The sequence below is a fragment of the Gracilibacillus ureilyticus genome, from assembly GCF_900111195.1.
In the GTDB taxonomy this organism is placed as follows: Bacteria; Bacillota; Bacilli; order Bacillales; family Amphibacillaceae; genus Gracilibacillus; species Gracilibacillus ureilyticus.
The window spans coordinates 37,027-55,424 of record NZ_FOGL01000003.1; the positions used below are offsets into that span (position 1 = coordinate 37,027).

General features: G+C 37.5%; 20 protein-coding genes and 1 pseudogene. 12 read left to right on the forward strand and 9 right to left on the reverse strand.

Annotated elements, in window-relative coordinates; all coding sequences use genetic code 11:
- The first annotated feature begins 5 nt into the window (after nt 1–5).
- The 5 genes from BMW36_RS04560 (at nt 6) to BMW36_RS04580 (ending at nt 5,810) form a co-directional block, all read left to right on the forward strand.
- A complete protein-coding gene (locus BMW36_RS04560) occupies nt 6–188 on the forward strand; it encodes a YjzC family protein (RefSeq protein ID WP_089739500.1) in 183 nt (60 codons plus the stop codon).
- Between the two features lie 90 nt (nt 189–278).
- Complete coding sequence (locus BMW36_RS04565) at nt 279–1,103, forward strand: manganese catalase (protein ID WP_089739502.1); 825 nt, start codon at nt 279–281, stop codon at nt 1,101–1,103.
- Nucleotides 1,104–1,177: 74 nt separating this feature from the next.
- On the forward strand, nt 1,178–2,314 hold the full coding sequence (locus BMW36_RS04570; protein WP_089739504.1) for a hypothetical protein: 1,137 nt from the start codon (nt 1,178–1,180) through the stop codon (nt 2,312–2,314).
- Between the two features lie 561 nt (nt 2,315–2,875).
- Nucleotides 2,876–3,829, forward strand: coding sequence for a pectate lyase family protein (locus BMW36_RS04575; RefSeq protein WP_089739895.1), 954 nt, complete (start codon nt 2,876–2,878; stop codon nt 3,827–3,829).
- Nucleotides 3,830–4,283: 454 nt separating this feature from the next.
- Entirely contained in the window at nt 4,284–5,810 is a 1,527-nt protein-coding gene (locus BMW36_RS04580; protein ID WP_089739506.1) for an AbgT family transporter, read from the forward strand.
- Nucleotides 5,811–5,886: 76 nt separating this feature from the next.
- Here the strand turns inward: BMW36_RS04580 and BMW36_RS04585 are convergent, their stop codons facing one another.
- Together BMW36_RS04585 and BMW36_RS20270 are read right to left on the reverse strand one after the other, a co-directional pair.
- Nucleotides 5,887–6,834: an arsenic resistance protein gene (locus BMW36_RS04585; protein ID WP_089739508.1), complete on the reverse strand. Its 948-nt coding sequence runs from the start codon at nt 6,832–6,834 to the stop codon at nt 5,887–5,889.
- 73 nt (nt 6,835–6,907) lie between these two features.
- On the reverse strand, nt 6,908–7,390 hold the full coding sequence (locus tag BMW36_RS20270; RefSeq protein WP_089739510.1) for a hypothetical protein: 483 nt from the start codon (nt 7,388–7,390) through the stop codon (nt 6,908–6,910).
- 288 nt (nt 7,391–7,678) lie between these two features.
- On the opposite strand from BMW36_RS20270, the gene BMW36_RS04595 reads away from it, so the two are divergent.
- The 4 genes from BMW36_RS04595 to BMW36_RS04610 are packed head-to-tail and all read left to right on the forward strand — an operon-like array spanning nt 7,679 to nt 10,264.
- Nucleotides 7,679–8,605 carry an ABC transporter ATP-binding protein gene (locus tag BMW36_RS04595; protein ID WP_245711587.1) on the forward strand — a complete coding sequence of 309 codons (927 nt, stop codon included), beginning with the start codon at nt 7,679–7,681 and terminating at the stop codon, nt 8,603–8,605.
- A 22-nt stretch (nt 8,606–8,627) separates the two neighbouring features.
- Entirely contained in the window at nt 8,628–9,374 is a 747-nt protein-coding gene (locus BMW36_RS04600) for an ABC transporter permease (RefSeq protein WP_089739512.1), read from the forward strand.
- 16 nt (nt 9,375–9,390) lie between these two features.
- Nucleotides 9,391–9,864 carry a LytTR family DNA-binding domain-containing protein gene (locus BMW36_RS04605; RefSeq protein WP_245711588.1) on the forward strand — a complete coding sequence of 158 codons (474 nt, stop codon included), beginning with the start codon at nt 9,391–9,393 and terminating at the stop codon, nt 9,862–9,864.
- A complete protein-coding gene (locus BMW36_RS04610; protein WP_089739516.1) occupies nt 9,845–10,264 on the forward strand; it encodes a DUF3021 domain-containing protein in 420 nt (139 codons plus the stop codon). Before BMW36_RS04605 ends, BMW36_RS04610 begins: the two co-directional genes overlap by 20 nt.
- A gap of 225 nt (nt 10,265–10,489) precedes the next feature.
- Here the strand turns inward: BMW36_RS04610 and BMW36_RS04615 are convergent, their stop codons facing one another.
- Nucleotides 10,490–11,140, reverse strand: coding sequence for an SDR family oxidoreductase (locus tag BMW36_RS04615; RefSeq protein WP_089739518.1), 651 nt, complete (start codon nt 11,138–11,140; stop codon nt 10,490–10,492).
- A gap of 183 nt (nt 11,141–11,323) precedes the next feature.
- Between BMW36_RS04615 and BMW36_RS04620 the strand changes: the two genes are divergently transcribed.
- Nucleotides 11,324–11,794 (forward strand): metal-dependent hydrolase, encoded by a 471-nt coding sequence (locus tag BMW36_RS04620; protein ID WP_089739519.1) that lies wholly within the window; start codon nt 11,324–11,326, stop codon nt 11,792–11,794.
- Between the two features lie 46 nt (nt 11,795–11,840).
- Here BMW36_RS04620 and arsC read toward each other — a convergent pair whose 3' ends face one another.
- The 4 genes from arsC to BMW36_RS04640 all read right to left on the reverse strand — a co-directional run bounded on the left by arsC (nt 11,841) and on the right by BMW36_RS04640 (nt 15,203).
- Nucleotides 11,841–12,260 (reverse strand): arsenate reductase (thioredoxin), encoded by a 420-nt coding sequence (gene arsC, locus BMW36_RS04625; protein ID WP_089739521.1) that lies wholly within the window; start codon nt 12,258–12,260, stop codon nt 11,841–11,843.
- Nucleotides 12,261–12,279: 19 nt separating this feature from the next.
- Nucleotides 12,280–13,578 carry an arsenic transporter gene (locus BMW36_RS04630; protein ID WP_089739524.1) on the reverse strand — a complete coding sequence of 433 codons (1,299 nt, stop codon included), beginning with the start codon at nt 13,576–13,578 and terminating at the stop codon, nt 12,280–12,282.
- 15 nt (nt 13,579–13,593) lie between these two features.
- Nucleotides 13,594–13,938, reverse strand: a complete 345-nt coding sequence (locus BMW36_RS04635) for an ArsR/SmtB family transcription factor (RefSeq protein WP_089739526.1) — start codon at nt 13,936–13,938, stop codon at nt 13,594–13,596.
- Nucleotides 13,939–14,054: 116 nt separating this feature from the next.
- Nucleotides 14,055–15,203 carry an MFS transporter gene (locus BMW36_RS04640; protein WP_089739528.1) on the reverse strand — a complete coding sequence of 383 codons (1,149 nt, stop codon included), beginning with the start codon at nt 15,201–15,203 and terminating at the stop codon, nt 14,055–14,057.
- A gap of 279 nt (nt 15,204–15,482) precedes the next feature.
- Between BMW36_RS04640 and BMW36_RS04645 the strand changes: the two genes are divergently transcribed.
- Nucleotides 15,483–15,992, forward strand: a complete 510-nt coding sequence (locus BMW36_RS04645) for a GrpB family protein (RefSeq protein ID WP_089739530.1) — start codon at nt 15,483–15,485, stop codon at nt 15,990–15,992.
- 79 nt (nt 15,993–16,071) lie between these two features.
- Here the strand turns inward: BMW36_RS04645 and BMW36_RS04650 are convergent, their stop codons facing one another.
- Together BMW36_RS04650 and BMW36_RS04655 are read right to left on the reverse strand one after the other, a co-directional pair.
- Nucleotides 16,072–17,496: an amidase gene (locus tag BMW36_RS04650; protein ID WP_089739532.1), complete on the reverse strand. Its 1,425-nt coding sequence runs from the start codon at nt 17,494–17,496 to the stop codon at nt 16,072–16,074.
- 20 nt (nt 17,497–17,516) lie between these two features.
- Nucleotides 17,517–17,942 (reverse strand): VOC family protein, encoded by a 426-nt coding sequence (locus BMW36_RS04655; RefSeq protein WP_089739534.1) that lies wholly within the window; start codon nt 17,940–17,942, stop codon nt 17,517–17,519.
- Between the two features lie 326 nt (nt 17,943–18,268).
- Here BMW36_RS04655 and BMW36_RS20715 point away from each other — a divergent pair.
- A pseudogene (locus tag BMW36_RS20715) lies at nt 18,269–18,376 on the forward strand (sigma factor); the annotation flags it as partial.
- Nucleotides 18,377–18,398: the final 22 nt, after the last annotated feature.

The following is an 18,398-nucleotide window of genomic DNA, read 5'->3' on the forward strand; positions in this document are numbered from 1 at the left end:
TAAAAATGGCAAATCAAAAACAATATAAAACAGGAGAAAAAGCTCCTGAAACAGGCAAATACAAAGTAGATAAATTAGTAAACGGAAATAACCATAATGACAATACAGAAATCGACTTAAATGAAGGAGATCAATTCCCTCCGTCTCCATCTGAAAATGAGGCAGCATATTGGGTGAAATCTTCTTAAGGGTGAGACAAGCCCCTCTTTTAAATGTAAAGGGGGGTTTCCTTATCGGCAAATGTAAAACAATCAGACTCACAAAAAGGTGGTTAGAGAATGTTTTATCATAGAAAAGAACTGCAATTTCATGCAAAACCTGATCGTCCGGATCCTGTCTACGCAAAAAAATTACAGGAAATACTAGGCGGTCAATTTGGTGAGATTTCTGTCGCAATGCAATACTTATTTCAAGGCTGGAATGCACGTGGAGATGAAAAATATAAAGATTTAATTATGGATACAGGTACGGAAGAGTTAGGGCATATTGAAATGATCTCCACAATGATTGCGAGATTACTAGACGATGCTCCTGTAAAAGAACAGGAAAAAGCAGCAGAAAACCCGGTGATTGAATCGATTCTGGGAGGAATGAATCCTCATCATGCGATTGTATCAGGGCTTGGAGCAATGCCTGAAAATAGTACAGGGGTTCCATGGAATGCGGGTTATATCGTGGCGAGCGGTAATTTAGTCTCCGACATGAGAGCAAACCTGAATGCAGAATCTCAAGGAAGATTACAAGTAGCTAGATTGTATGAAATGACAGATGACAGTGGAGTAAGAAAAATGCTTTCCTTCCTGCTGGCACGGGATACGATGCATCAGAACCAGTGGATAGCTGCATTGAAAGAATTAGAGGAAAAATACGGCACAACGGTACCGGGAACAGTGCCGGCAGAATGGGAAGCAACTGAATTTTCTTATGACTTAATGAACTTTTCTGATGGTGAAGACAGTAAGAAAGGTTCATGGGCTTCAGGTAAGACCCCGGATGGTAAAGGGGAATTCGGTTATGTACAGGAGCCGAAAGCACATGGCGGGAAACAAGAATTAAAACCTGCTCCATACTATGCTCATGGCACACCGCCAGTGGAAAAATAACAACAAGATAATGGCTGATGAAATAGCATCCTGAAGCAGGGTGCTATTTCATTAACTATCGGAGGTAGAAAGATATGCAACAGTCTAAGGCGAAATCGATAGGAATAGTAACAGCTCCAGGATACACTGACCACTTCGGCGATCTGTTAACGAAAGAATTACCGGATCTTTTAGCTAATGCTATAGATAGTGAGATCCGCTGGGATGTGGAGTATCTTGTCGATCCATTAACTGGTGTCACAGAAGATTCGGAAAAAATAAAAAAAGCTACATATTCTGAGATGAAGGAAAAAGATTGGGATATCGCAATTTGTTTAACTGACTTACCATTCTTTCATAATAAATCACCAATAGTGATGGAGATGGACAGGGTTAATAACATTGCATGGGTAAGTGTTCCCTCACTTGGCATATTTCCTCTAAAAAGAAGAATTATCAGTTTCATTATGAGAATATTAAAGGATTTGACAGATCCATCCTATGACAGTGAAGAACCTATTTCAAAAGAAAGTGGCAAAAGGAAAAAGTTAAAATCCCTCTCTCCATTTCAAAGACTGGAGATGGAAGATAAAGAAAATGGCAATGGTAATGTGCTATATACATATAAGCCAAAAATAATAGGAAATACCCGGTTGATACTGGGAATGCTGCGGGCAAATCAACCGTGGGTTATTTTCCCTCACTTTTTAAAAATAGTTGTTGTTGCTTTTACTACGGGGTGTTTTGCATTAGTTTTCCCTACCATGTGGAAATTGAGCAGCCATTACAATACTGGCCGTATGTTATTAATTACTTTTTTAGCAATCGGATTAATGGTCACATGGATTATCCTTATTCATAAATTATGGGAAAAACCACATAAAGGGCGAAGTAAATCATTGCGGATTATTTATAATGTAACAACCGTTTTCACATTGTTGTTAACAGTTATTTTTTATTATATTATATTGTATATTTGTTTTATTTTTGCTTCCATAACATTAATACCGAGTGAACTTCTACAGACAGAAATTTCCGGAAAAGTTGATTTGTTAAGGTATTTGTCGATAGCCTGGACTGCAACAAGTATTTCCACATTTATTGGAGCTTTCGGTACAACTTTGGAAAATGAAGAGGCAGTTCTTTCTACCACCTATGGTAATCGCCAGAGACAGCGTTATGAAAAAGTCAAAAAAATGAAAAGAAAGCAAGAGGATGATGAATCAAGCTGATTTCTAAAAGGGAACACGGACATAATCTCCGTGTTTTCCTTTTTCTTTCCCCTGTTAATTTCCCCGAAATTTTTAACTAGCCAACCTTATGGATAAAGCTTTAGGAATTACAGTCATAGATAGATTTCAGTTGATCCAACAACATTTCAATAGACAAGAACAGGATATTTTGTGTTTCAAAGATCCTTAAATATGAGTAAAGGTGGAAAAAATAATCATTATATTAGGTTTTTTATACTTGAATCTATTATTTACCAATTACAATGATAGTGTGCAATTTGCAAGATAATGTTGATTTAACAGGATTATATAGTTTAAATGACCTATAGATATAACAGCCTTCCAGAATTAATTAGATTTATTTTACTAATTATATAAAATATGGAAAAATGATTATATTTTTGTAAGCGTTTTCGTGATAGAGTTATATTGATCAATCTTAAAAGGAGGGGTGAGGTAGGACACCTGAGATGGACAACAGTTTCAAAAAAATTTGAAAAGGACGTGAAGGTATTGATAAGAACAAAAAATGCAAAGATCTTTGTAACGTGTCTCATCATTATGTTGTCATTAGGTTTGTCTTTTCAATCTGTGTCTGCGAGTACTCCTGATTTCAGTATGACAGGGTTTGCTACCAATGATGGTGGAACCACGGGCGGTGATGGAGGGGATACTGTAACTGTTTCCACTGGTGACCAAATCATTCAAGCTTTAAAGAATAAGGACGATAACACGCCGCTGAAGATTTACGTAAGTGGTACTATCACACCGAATAACACTTCAGACAGCAAAATTAATATTAAAGATGTTTCGGATGTATCCATTATTGGAGTTGGAACAAATGGTGAATTTGACGGTATAGGAATTAAAGTATGGAGAGCTGATAATGTTGTTATTCGAAACCTCACGATTCATGAGGTGAGGGCAGGCGATAAAGATGCCATCAGTATTGAAGGACCATCCAGTAATATTTGGGTAGACCATAACGAACTGTACGCCGATTTAAATGTTGACAAAGATTATTATGATGGTTTATTTGATGTAAAGAAAAATGCGCATAATATTACTTTCTCCTGGAACTATGTGCATGATAGCTGGAAGGCGATGTTAATGGGCTCTTCTGATAGTGATGATGGCGATCGTAATATCACTTTCCATCATAACCATTTTCAAGATTTAAATTCTCGCGTACCAGCTTTCCGTCATGGAGAAGGACACCTATATAATAACTATTTTGAAGGAATCATCGATACAGGTATCAATGCACGCATGGGTGCAGAGCTGCTTGTTGAAAATAATGTCTTCGAAAACTCAAAGGATCCATTAGGCTACTGGTACAGTGATGAACCAGGCTACTGGAATGTATCCAACAACCTTTATATAAACAGTACGGGAAGTCAGCCTACTTCTTCAACAACTAATTACACTGTCCCGTATAATTACAATTTAACTCCAGTTCAAGATGTAAAAGCAGTCGTTACTCAATATGCAGGGGTGGGAGTAGTCCAGCCTTAAGAATTAGATGAATTAGAGAACCTTATGATGTAAAAAAATAACAAGACAAGATCTGCTATAAGCGATCTTCAGTTTGGTAACTGTCATGATTTCCTGATAGGTCCTTACTGGAGGTCGCTTTATTTATGATTTTAAGGAAGATTGCTTAAAGGTGGTTTAAGAATATTGTAGATTTTATTCTTCCGATGGCAAGAGACAGAGTATAGTTAAACTATAAGTTGCAATTTTTAAATTCATGCTTGTCAACTAGAATATCATATATACGAACAAACAACCGAGCAACATTCGGGGTATGTCTCCCTGTCATACATTATCCACAAATATAATTCTGCCCCTTGATAATAAGCTGCTTTTAGTCTTGTAATATCACTTGTGAAACTTGCCACTTTACAATAAGGGATAAATTTGATAAATTAATTCTCACTATGTCTATTGGAATTAGGGGGAATCAACTGTGAGAGAAAAGAAAGAAGACAGTAACTTTTTCCAAAGATCGTTGTTTCGCTCTTTGGATGGGATCGAATGGCTGGGTAATAAACTTCCTTCGCCATTATCTCTTTTTGCTATATTATCTCTTCTTGTAATTATATTATCTGGTATCTTTTCAGGAGTATCGATAAACAATCCAACTACAGGTGAAACAGTTCAGGTTCATAACTTATTTAGTATGGATGGTTTGCAGTATATTTTCCAGAATGCTGTTGATAATTTTATAGGTTTTGCGCCATTGGGGGCCGTTCTCGTAACAATGTTAGGGATAGGTTTGGCCGAACAGACAGGTCTGGTTAATTCAACATTAAAGGCAACGGTCTTTGCATTTCCAACACGCCTTTTAACAGCAGCGCTTGTGTTTGCAGGGGTTATGTCCAGTCTGGCAATTAATGCTGGGTACGTTGTTTTGCCGCCATTAGGTGCAGTATTGTTTCTGGGTCTTGGCCGTCACCCTATTGCTGGGCTTGCGGCAGCTTTTGCGGGTGTTTCAGGTGGATTTGGTGCTAATTTATTTTTAACCTCGACCGATGCAATCCTGCGGGAATTAACAGCAGAAGCGACACGGACTATTGATCCGCAATATGCTGATACGATTACTGTATCAATGAATTGGTATTTTGCAGCTGTTTCTGTAGTGTTAGTTACTGTAATTGGTACGATAGTTACTGAAAAGGTGATAGAGCCACGGCTCGGAAAATATCAAGGCGAATATAAGGGTGAGCAAGTAGATAAACTGACACCAATAGAGAAGAAAGGTTTGCGCTTTGCAGGCATCAGTTTTCTGATTACATTAGCATTAATGGTCTTTTTATCATTTGGTCCATTAAGAGGCGATGGGAGCTATTTAGATTCCCCGTTCTTTGACTCACTGGTATTTGTCATTTTTATCATCTTCTTTGTCCCGGGACTTGTATATGGGATTGTTTCTAAAATTATAAACAATGATAAGGATTTAACGAAATTACTTGGGAAAACAATGGCAAGTATGAGCGGTTATATTGCTTTAGCTTTTACTGCGGGTCAATTTATTGCATATTTTCGAGAAACAAATATGGGAACAGTGATTGCATATAAAGGAGCAGAGTTTTTACAGGATACTGGTTTTGATGGATTCGGATTAATCTTGACATTTATCTTTCTAACAATGTTTATCAATCTTTTTATTGGAAGCTCATCAGCTAAGTGGACTATTTTAGCTCCGGTATTTGTTCCGATAATGATGAACCTCGGTTATACGCCTGAGTTCACAACATTAGTTTACCGTATATCAGATTCTGTAACGAATATGGTAACACCATTGCTACTATACTTTCCGGTAATCATTGCATTTGCACAACGTTATGAGAAAAAAATGGGAATCGGCACGCTGATTTCCATCATGATACCATATTCTGCAGCTTTTTCTTTAGGGTGGATTATCCTTCTGTTCATTTGGATGTTGTTTGGTCTTCCTGTAGGGCCAGGGGCTGGGATTCAATACCCGGGATAATAATTTTTTAAGGAAATAACCATTCAGCGGATTAAGATGAAGTACGTGAGCACATATCCTTCAATGTGTGCTCACGCTATTTTTTTCTGAAGAGGCTTATTAAAATGCTGCTGACTACAGCTAAAACAGGTAATTCCAGTAAAGGACCTATAACTAATGTTAAGGCAATAAGGGGATTGTCCGGAAATGCGGTCATAGCAATCGCTATAGCTATTGGAGAATTTCTCGCTAAAGTTGTCAGACTTAGGCTGACTCTGTCGGGAATAGAAAAATTCAAAAGTTTTCCAGTATATTGACTGATAAGAAAGTTGATAATGAAAAATAAAAAAACAGGAACTGAAATTTTCCACATTAGCTCTAAATTATCAAGTAATAACTGGCCATGAGAGGCAAATATAGCAGCGATAGCAAGACTAAGAAAAATAATTGGCAGTCTACCCGAGATAGAAGTGAGCCTATCCTTTAACTGTTGCCTGTTTCTCATAACCAGTTTTGTGAAAAAAGCTAAAGCGAACGGGATGAATAAAACGGTAAAAATACTTTCTCCAAGAGATGCAGGTTTTACAAAACCGCTCATACCGCTGAAAATCAGGAGGTAAACGGGAAGCAAAACGAGCTGTAATATTAAGTTTAAAGGTAAAATTGCTGTAGACAATGCTACATTGCCCTTCGCCATTCCTGTAAAGATTAAATACCAGTCAGTACAAGGTGTAACCATTAACATAATAAACCCGATATATAAAGCATAGTTATCCCCTAAAAAGATCCATGCAAGAATCCATGCGTAGATTGGTGTCCAGAGAAAGTTAATGGCAATAGATGTATAGGTGAATTTTACATTCTTAAAAGCTTTCATTATTTCTTCCACAGGGATCTGCAGAAAAGTGATATATAACATAGCTGCCAGTAAAGGGACAATGATGCTTTCCGCATTCAGTCTGATCAAGTCCACGTTACCTAATGCTAAACCGGTAATTACGGATAAAAGGATAATGAGAGTATACATTTTTTCCAATAAGTTCATCACATATCCCAACTTTGCAGTTCGATATTAATTGGTGCAGAGATTCCAAAGGGATTTATATAATGGAAAGCAGTTATTCAAATTCGGATACTCCTTTTGCCATTTTCCTCTCCTCATTAGAAATTATCCCATTAAATTGATATATCAGCGCCCCGCTATCTGAGATTTTGATAGTCACATAACCCTCGTTTGCCCATTTATCCAGTTTTGCTTTTGCTTCTCCCAATGATAATTCAGTATCCATCGCCAGCTCAACCGCTGTTAGCGACCCATTTCTCTGTTCAGCTAATTTTAAAATATTATTTTCGAGTGGGTCCGGGGTAATTCGATTTCTCCCTATGCGAAGAGCCCATCTGCACATAATGACCCCTCCAATTAACGGAGCCAACCCAATTATACAAAGAAAAATGATATCTCCTACAGGCCCAAAAGAGGATGCAGATGGATCACCCATATCTCTAATACATACAATTAAAAACAGTAATCCGGTCAATGCGATACACAAACCGATCACAAAAAGACAAAATTTTATAATTCCTTTCAAATAAGCTCTCATCCAAACATATATCCTGTGTTCATTACAGTAATATTATCATAATTATCCATACAAATGAATATTTAAAAGGGGCCAATGCCTATTCATACGAATAGGTTAACAAAAGAGATTCGCTATTTGAAAGATTGATAGTTTCTTCTTATATAATCATTCGTACAATCAGTTGCTGGCTCTGTAAATTATTTATCAAAGCGCTAAATGTTTAAAAAAATCCTCACGTTATATACCTTATTCTTTGTATCTCAATCAAGGATTTTTACATCTTATGCATTGGAAGGAGCTGACTAAGTGAAATTTTGGCATACTATAAAAAAAGGAAAGGATGGGGTACTTATGTTAATCGCTGATGACATTAATAAATATTATGGTAATAAAAAAGTGCTGTCTAATGTTTCTTTCAATATACCAGAAGGAGCCTGTTATGGTTTGGTCGGACTGAATGGAGCAGGAAAGTCTACATTAATCAAGATTATTGCCTCCGTCATTCATAATTACAGTGGTAAAGTCCAATTATCAGACAATAGCGCTCGTATTGGATATGTACCGCAGGAAATTTCATTGGAAGAATCTTTAACAGCAAGTGATAATTTGTCTTTTTTTGGAAGACTTTACGGTTTGCGCGGCAAAGAATTAGAGAAGCGAACAGACGAAGTTTTAGAAAAGGTTGGTCTTGCAGAACGTAAAAAGGATAAAGTTAAAACATTTTCCGGGGGCATGAAGAGAAGGTTAAATATTGGGTGTGCCATCATCCATGAACCAAACCTGATTATTATGGATGAACCGACAGTCGGAATTGATCCGCAATCCCGTAAATATATTTTTACAATGATTGAACAGTTTAAGAAAGACAATTGTACAATAATCTATGCCAGCCACTACATGGAAGAGATTGAAAGAATATGTGAAGAGGCGGCATTTATCGACAATGGTAAATTTGTAGAATCAGGGTCTGTTAATCATTTACTTCAAAAATATGCGATACCTACTATCTATGTAAAGGGGGAAAATTGTCTCCCTGACGAATTAAGGACTTCCAGTTCAACGAAAGAAAAAAATGGCGGTTATCTCATCACATCTAATAATCCGCTAGCTGAAATGAGAAAAATCATTAATTTCTGTAAAGAAAGCAGGGGCGAGATTGAACGGCTTGAACTCGTGAAGCCGAAGCTTGAAGATATTTTCTTTTCTTTGACTGGAAGCCAGTTAAGAGATTAATAAGGAAGAAGAGGTGAAAAAAATGTATGCTGTTATCATGTTAGAATGGAAGAAAAGTATTCAGGATCGGGGTCTGTTATTTTGGACATTGGTATTGCCAATTATTTTTACGGTTATATTCATATCAATATTCTCCTCAGGATTAAGCGGTTCAGAACGTCAGCAGGTTATTGTCTCGATCGTTTCAGGTTATACGGTCATGTTTGTTTTCTTTATTATGATTTCTATGGTTGATTCTTTTATCAAAGATTGCAATATTGGCATGGTTGCCAGAATTTCGAGCACCAATTTAAAACCTCACCTGTATTTACTGGGCAAATGGAATAATTATATGTATATTGTGATTATACAGATAGTGATATTAACTTTGTTTGGGAAAATTGTATACAATATACCATTAGGTCAGCCTGTCCATATTTTGATACTGTATTTATTTTTAACAATTATGGTGACTGGATTAGGGCTCGCTCTTGCGATGACTGTAAGAACACTAAATATGGGTATTGCACTAACCCAGGTCATTGCATTGGGAGGTGCAGTATTGAGCGGCCTGTGGATCCCGGTTGAAATGATGCCGTCCTTTCTGCAAAATATTAGTAAATTTCTGCCGCAATATTGGGCACATCAGGCGTTACAGGATGCAATGGAAGGGACAATACAACTTGGTGATCTTTTTATAACAATACTCGTTTTATTGGGCTTTACCATCCTGGGATTTGTAATAGCATTGCTAGGCTATCCAGGTTTTTTAAAGAGGGCGAAGGGATAAATAAACAGGAGGCTGAATGATGAAGGTGAAGATAGATATTAATGATAAACATACAGAGCCGTCCATCACCATTCAGACAAATGAATGGACAGATGAACTAGAGGAAATTATCGCAATCATTAAGGGGAAAAATCGAAAGCGGTTATTTGGAATAGAAGCTGATCAGACTATCCTGATTGATCCTAATGACATTGATTTCATTTATGCCGAAAAGAGAAAGGTCTTTGCTTGCATGGGACAGCGCAACCTCGAAATTAAAATGAAGCTTTATGAAATAGAAAACATTCTGGCTCCTTATAATTTTATGCGCTTTTCAAAATCAGTAATTGGCAACCTCAATCATATTGCTCGTTTTGAATTATCATTTAACGGAAATCTATGTGTCTATTTTCACTCCGGGACGAAAGAGTACATTACACGGAAATATGTAGGTCCAATAAAAAACAGACTGGATATGGGAGGGCAATCAAATGATAATGGAAGCAATTAGAAGAAGTATCGTTGGAGTAGCTTTTGCAGGAATTATCACTTTTATTGCTCTAACTACTTTAGTAATCACAGATACAGAAGCCCCTGTCACACAAATATGGCTATACATGCTCTGTTCCATAATCATCGGAATCTATTTTGCCTTATCTTCATTTATATACGGAGATAACGGCTGGAGTAATCTGAAGCAAACAGTGGTTCATTTCCTGCTGTCGATTACTTTTTATTTAATAATAGCTTTATCAGTAGGATGGATTTCCTGGAAAATATCTGATATTCTCTTATGCAGTCTAATATTTATCCTTATTTATGCAGTTTTCTGGACGGCATACTATATGTACTATAAAAAAATAGAAGTTTCCATGAATGAAAATCTTAAAAAGAAACAAGCACGTAAATAATATTATTGGGGAGAGACGAGCGGGGGTTTTCGTGAAATTGCAAGAAGAGAGCGGAAATTGCAAAAAGGGAGCGGAATTTGCAAGAAGGAGGCAAATTTGCAAGAAGGGAGCGGAAATTGCAAGAAGGGAGCAAAAATTGCAAGAAGAATCACACTCTGAACCCAAAACAAAGCGCCCTATTCTACAGGAAAGGGCGCTGCGCCAGTCAATATCTATGCAACTATTTTATAGCGATTGGATCGCTTCTTCAACGGGTGTATTTCCTGTTACAACTTGGAATTCTTTTCCGATCGTTGAGTCATGGAGTAAACTCTCTACAATAACTCTAGCTATATCTTCTCGAGGTACTTCTCCTCTTTCCACTTTTTCCGCAAGTGCGACCTGATTTTTGCCAGGGTCATTTGTAAGGGCACCAGGATGGATGATAGTGTAGTCTAAATCAGTATCTCTTAGCCATTCGTCAGCATAGTGTTTTGCAACAACATATGGTGCAAAGGATTCCGGTGCGGATTGAATCGCTTCACGCGTTGTATCATAGGAGCTAATCATAATATATCGCTTCACATTTGCCTGCTTTGCTGCTTCAATCGTTTTTACTGCACCATCTAAGTCGATCATTAGTGTTTTATCCTTGCCTGTTTTTGGTCCAGACCCTGCTGTAAAGACAATGGCATCAACATCTTCAGCGGCTTTTGCTATTTCTTCAATCTCACCTTCTAAATCGACTATAGCAACATCGGCACCTAAATCTTTAAAGAAATCTGCCTGCTCTTCCTTACGGATCATTGCTTTCGCTTCTAATTTATCATTTTTTTGGATTAATGACACAACATGTTTTCCGATCTGTCCATTCGCTCCGATAACTAATACTTTCATTTTCTTCATCCTTTCCATAGATCTTTCTATGTACCTATTTTAAATCTTCCCAGTAGAGAAGTTAAATAAACTGCCCATTGAAAATATAATAAATTAATGATGGAAGGAAAGAAGAAGTGTGTTAAAATAGGAACAAACGTTTTGTTTTTATGCCTCGGAGAAATACAGCGAAGGAGAATAGAAATGACAGGGAAGACACATTTAATGGGAGGAATAGCTTCAACAGTTGTTGCTGCCCAATTCACGAACTATGACCCGGCACTATTTATTACTGCGGGAGCAATCGGGTCGCTTATCCCGGATATTTGCCATGGGGGCAGCAAGATAGGTCGCAAATTACCTATGTTGTCAAAAATTATTAACAAACTATTTGGTCATAGAACCTTTACACATAGTATGTTATTTCTTGTGCTCATTGGATATGTGCTAACACTTATCACGAGCAATGAATCAGTTATTTTCGGTGTAATATTGGGAATGGTGAGCCATCTGCTTTTAGATGCTTCTACTAAAAATGGAATTAAGCTTCTGTACCCATCTGCTCTAACATTTCGATTTCCGGTAACTGCGAAAACAGGGGGATCTGCTGAAAAAGTAGTTTTAATACTCTTAACATTAGTAACCATTTACTTCGGAAAAGATTTAATTTTGTAAAAAAAAATGACGAGCCGCTTAAACTCAAGTCAGCTCGTCTGCTCCATTATTCGCCAGTTTCTGCAAAATGCTTAATTCTATCGCCAATTTCATCACGAACTCTTTGGAATACTTTCCATTTCTCTTCATCCGTTCCCTCAGCTTTCGCAGGGTCATCAAATCCCCAGTGCTCACGCTTTACACTTGGAGGTGTTACAGGGCATTTATCGGCAGCATCACCGCAAAGTGTGATAGCCAATGTAGCATTATTCAAAATTTCCGGGTCAATAATTTCAGACTTTTGATCAGAAATATTCACTCCCGCTTCACTCATTGCTTTTACTGCATTAGGGTTCAGTCCATGTGCTTCAATTCCTGCACTGTATACTTCCCAATCTTCCCCTAAATACTTTTTCGCCCAGCCCTCAGCCATTTGACTTCTGCATGAGTTTCCTGTACATAAAAAATAAATTGTTTTTTTAGGCATAATAGTCAGCTCCTTTTATTTAAAATATAGTTAAAGTGAGAAATAATCCTGCAAGTGTAATGAATAAAATAGGAATTGTTAAAATGATACCTGTTTTAAAGTAAGTTCCCCAGGAGATTTTGACACCCTTTTGAGACAGTACATGTAACCAGAGTAAAGTTGCTAGAGACCCGATTGGTGTGATCTTTGGGCCTAAATCTGAACCAATAACATTGGCATATATCAGGGCTTCTCGAATTACACCCGATGTATCTGTTTCTGCAATCGCGATGGCATCAATCATAACTGTTGGCATGTTGTTCATTACAGATGACAGGATGGCTGCAATGAAGCCCATTGATATCGTCGCAATAAAAAGCCCCTGTTCCGCACTTGCCTGAATGACATTTGCAAGAATATCAGTTAACCCTGCATTTCTCAATCCGAATACGACGACATACATCCCAATTGAGAAAAAAACAATTTCCCACGGGGCACCTTTAATTACAGCCTTTGTTTCCACAGCGTTACTGTTACGAGCCATTAATAAGAAGAAAACAGCGACAATTCCTGCTACTATGGAAACTGGTATGTTGATAAATTCACTAATAAAGTAGCCTGCTAAGAGTACTGCTAATACATACCAGGAAAGGTGAAACATTTTCACATCTTTTATCGCTTCAGCGGGTATTTTTAACTCTGATAAATCATAATTCCGTGGAATACTTTTCTTGAAATAGAGTAGTAAAACAATAATCGTCGCAGCTAATGAGAAAAGATTTGGTATGATCATACGAGAAGCATACTCAATAAATCCTATATTGAAAAAGTCCGCTGATACGATGTTAACAAGGTTGCTTACTACTAATGGCAGGGAAGTAGTATCTGCAATAAACCCGCTTGCCATAATAAACGGAAATACCATCTTTTCTGTAAAATTTAGATTTCTTACCATTGCTAATACAATAGGGGTTAGAATAAGTGCAGCCCCATCATTGGCAAAAAGTGCAGCAACAACGGCACCAAGTAAGCTGATGTAGATAAACATTTTTGTGCCATTTCCCTGAGCGGCTCTGGCCATATGTAATGCGGCCCATTCAAAAAATCCGATTTCATCCAATATAAGAGAAATGATAATAATAGCAACAAAGGCAAGGGTAGCATTCCAGACAATTTCTGTTACTTCCCAGACATCGTGTAAACTAACTACACCAATAATTAACGCGATGATAGCCCCGCCGCAAGCTGACCATCCAATCGATAATCCTTTAGGCTGCCAGATCACTAATACGAGTGTTATCAAAAAAATAAGTGCAGCCAATAAAATTTGTACTGGCATTTTTCTCCCTCCAATCTAACAACAAGAGATTCTCGTTCCATTTTCTTCGAGTTCTTTGAATTTATGATCCTGATTTGGCAATTGTTTCAATATTTGTTCAACTAAAGAATAATAATCATAATCTCTATTTAATGAATAAAAGTTCCACTGGCCTCTTCTTTCTTCTGTAACAATCCCTGCATCCTTTAATTTGCGAAGATGTTGGCTAACAGATGGTTGGCTTGCTTGGAATATTTCTACGAATTCACATACACAGCACGTATTATTCTCTAAAAGTTTAACTATCATTAAACGAGTTTTATCACCTAACAACTTCAACACTACAGCGGCATTCTCCACTTCAGTTAAATGAATTCCCATTATAGAAACCTCCCCATTTACATCCTATCCATATATCAATATATAATAATATGCTTATATAAAACAAACGATTAGTTTCCAACAGAAAAACTGATGATAGAAAATTCCTTCTATCATCAGCTTTCTCTATTTACTAGTGTTAATGCAAAAACTGTCAGATAAAGCAAACTGATAATGGTGAAAAAACTTATTGACTGAAACAGCTGGATAAACAGGCCGCCAATAGTTGGACCAATTAAACTTCCAAAGCTGAAGAATACCCCGCATAACAGGTTGCCTGTTGGAAGCAGATTTTTGGGCATTAAATCAGTCATATAGGATATTCCAAGTGAAAAAGTAGATCCGACAAACATGCCTGCCAAAAAGAGACAGATGTTCAGAGCAATATATGAGTTTTCCAGAAACCCGGCCATCGTAAATGTTATAAACCCCAGGAATAAGACACTTCTTAATATTTTCTTTCTCCCTAATTTATCACTTAATATTCCTAAAGGTAATTGGAATATAATCCCGCCTATAGCAAATGCAACAAGTAATGTAGATACATGGTGAACATCCAATCCTAACCTTAGTCCATAGACAGGAAAGCTTCCGTTTAGAGATGTTTCTAAAAAGCCATAGGCAAATGGCGGAAGAAAAGCAACCCACGCATACTTCCAGGCGGAAGCAAACCGTTTAAATGTATCCTTGAAAGAACTCATATGGAATTCCTGATCAGGAAATTCATTTTTCAGGGAAAATAAAAATAACCAGCCGAATAAACTTAACAGTGATGAAATAATAAATGGCAAACTTTCATTTATATTCACTAATGGAACCATTAAAGGACCGACAGCAAAGCCGATTCCAAAAAACAATCCATAAATTGCAATGTTTCTGCCTCTTTTATGTTCTGGTGAAAAAGCAGTAATCCAAGTTTGTGCTCCGAAGTTTAACGCATGGTCTCCGATTCCGACGAGCAGACGCAGGAAAAACCAGAATAAAAAAGACTGCCATAAAGGAAATAATAACAGTGAGACAAAGACTAAAAATCCTCCGGTAATGATTAAAGGCTTATATCCATATTTCCTTAAAGGCTGCTCCATAAAGGGAGAGGCAAGAAGTATTCCAATATATAAACCAGTGGCATTTAGTCCATTTAAAAATGAGGAGACCCCGCTAGTTTCAAATAGGACTGCAATTAATGGTAACAGCATGCCCTGGCTAAAGCCTGAAATAGCGACAATACAAACTAAAATCCAAAAACGAAACTTGTTCTTTTTCATTACTATCCCTTCACTTTCTTCTAAGGTGCCTGTATATCATACATGAAATAACGATCGATTGAAAAGAAATTGGTATAATCTCCATAATAGTATCTTTTCTTGTATGCTTTTTCATTAGATTAACTAGAATTTAGTTTAGAAAAAGGTCTATAATAAATTTATGGCGAATTCCAAATATGATACAAACTGGCCATTTGTCAGATCTTCATCACGGAAGGTCTAACTCTATGCTGAATTTTAAAGGAGTTTTTTATACTTTTCAGAATGGGGGCAGGAGATATGAGAGTTCGACTAAGTGATTATTCGGATAAATGGAAGCAAATGTTTGCAGAGGAATCTCAGCGGTTAAGCTCCATTTTTGGGGATGAGATAATATCATTTGAGCACATTGGCAGTACTGCCATCCCAGGTATGAAGGCTAAACCTGTAATAGATATGATTTGTACTGTAAGAAGTATTGAAAGAGTCGATACATATAATGATCAGATGATCAGATTAGGTTATGAAGCAGCCTTCGAGCATGGAATAGAGGGAAGGCGGTTATTCCGTAAAGGTGGCGAAAACCGTACACATCATATTCACTTTTATCAATGGGATAATCCGGAAATCTTCAGACATTTGGTATTCCGCAGTTATCTTCTGGCACACCCGGAGGAAGTGAAAAGGTATAGTCAGTATAAAGAAAAGCTAGCTGAAAGATATGAGTATACATCAGAGTACAGCCCTGCTAAAAAAGCGTTCGTAACGGAAATGGAAAAGAAGGCGCTTGACTGGTGGGAAAATAGATAGGGGACTGATCAAACTTAAAATTAGTCCATTCTCAATAAGAAGATCTCTTGTATTAGTAAGCCAATACAAGAGATCTGGATTATATGTGAGTTTGTTTATAATGATGAAACCACGGCTGAGCATTTTCGATTTGGTGGGCCAGCTGGAGCATTGATGCATCTTTACCAAGCTGGCCAAAGAAATGTATGCCAACTGGAAGCCCTGCTTCGGTCCAGTGAGCAGGGACACTCATTGCAGGTTGGCCTGTTGCATTAGCAATTGGCATAAGTGGATTATAATCAAGCATATTTTGCATCATCCCCTCATAACCAGACAGCTCAAGTCCCTCTCTTTCGCCAATTTTAAGAGGCAATTGATTCATGGTTGGCGTCATCCATACATCAAATTCACAGAAGAATTCCATAATTTTTTGTGCTTCCCTTTGAAGAAATACCCGCGATTCCTCATATTCGAGTGCAGATAACTTTTCGCCATATTTCAACATCTCATAAGTTAGTTTTTCCACATTTGGAGGTGTAGGCTCTTTCCCTGCCATTTGTCCGAGATGTTTAATTACAACAGATCCAGTGGCCATCCAAATGTTGATAAAATGATGTGCCATTGCTTCATGATCAAAGGATGGCGATATATCTACCACATCATGACCGAGGTCTTTCATTAATTGTACAGTCCTTGTAAAATTATCTCTTGTTGCTTTATCATATTTCACCATTGCATTCGTTTCATATCCAACAGCAATTCTTAGTTTTTGTGAAGTTTTTTTCAACGAACTAAAGAAATTAGTCTGTTTATCAAATGCAGGGTAAATCTGAGGATGCTCACATCCATTAAGGATGTCTAACAGAATAGCACTATCCCTCACTGATCTGGTAAGTGCATGATTAACAGAAAAATGATTTACATATGGAGAATATGGTAATCTCCCGCGGCTTGGCTTAAAGCCGAACAATCCACAGGCAGACGCCGGAATGCGAATCGAACCGCCTCCGTCACTTGCATGTGCAAAAGGGATTAACCCTGCCGCAACTGCAGCAGCAGCCCCTCCACTGGATCCTCCGGGGGACCGATCCAGATCCCAGGGATTTTTAGTGGGGCCAAAGAGTACAGGTTCAGTAGTTGGTAAAAAGCCCATTTCCGGTGTGTTAGTTTTTCCTAAAAAAATCAGCCCGGCCTCTTTCCAACGATTAACTATATAATCATTTGCTGGTGCAATAAAATCTTTGAGCATGACAGAACCGCTTGTGGAAGGCTCTCCTTTTACTGGATTAAGATCTTTAATAAGAAAAGGCAGCCCAGCCACAGGACTAGCATGAAGTGGAATGTTTTTTGCCATATCTCTGGCATTATCAAACATTTGATGGATGACAGCATTCAATTTGGGATTTAATTTTTCAATTCGATCAATATAGAAATCAACTAATTCGAGACTTGTTATTAATTTTTGATCTAGAAGCTGTTTTTGACCTGTTGCATCAAGTTCTAATAAATAATTTTCAGTAGCCAATCTTCTCTCCCCTTACATGTTTAGTCAGGAATAACTTCCGGATAGTCACAATATTCAATAATAGTTCCTTCCGTATCAGCAGGGTTCAGATAAATTAGCCGCCTTCCGTGTTTGTTGATGCGCAAAGTGTCTTGTAATACGCGAACCCCCTGTTTTTCCAATTCCTCCATCGCAGCATCAAGGTTTTCAACCCGATAGGCAATATGATGGACCCCTTTTCCTTTTTGCTTAATAAATCTAGCAATTGGCGAAGTCGTATTATTGGTTGGGGCTAACAATTCTGTACGTATTCCATTCACCTCAATTATTGCGATATCGCTCTCTACACCAACTGCATCACTTCTGTAGCGATCAAGCATTTCCCCGCCCAATATATTTATATAAAATTCGATACTGTCTTCTAGACTGCGAACTGCCACACCGAGGTGATCTAATGTTTTTTCCATAATAAGCTCCTTTTTCAGTTTGTTAATCATTATAACATGAGGGTCTTTATTTCCGTACCCTGTTCAAAGATGAATTTCTGCCTGAAAACCCCTTGGAAACAGTTCCCTGTTTTTGCTATGATTAACTAAATGAAAAAAGGGAGATGAAATCACAGTTGGAAGAATTAATAGGAGAATGTGCCGTTTGTGGTGAGTCTGTTTATTGTAAGGGCGGCTTTTTAGAGGGGACAAATGAGAATGGTTTATTACTGTGTCCAAAATGCAGCACTGAACCTTCCGAAGAATAGCGGGATTGCCACAATTGTAATAGGAAAGACGGGGAAATAATGAATAATCAATATCTATATGAGCAGTACAAACCGTTATTATTTACGATTGCGTATCAAATGTTAGGTTCTATTGCTGATGCAGAAGATATTATTCAGGATGTTTTTGTTCAATTAATTGTAATGAATC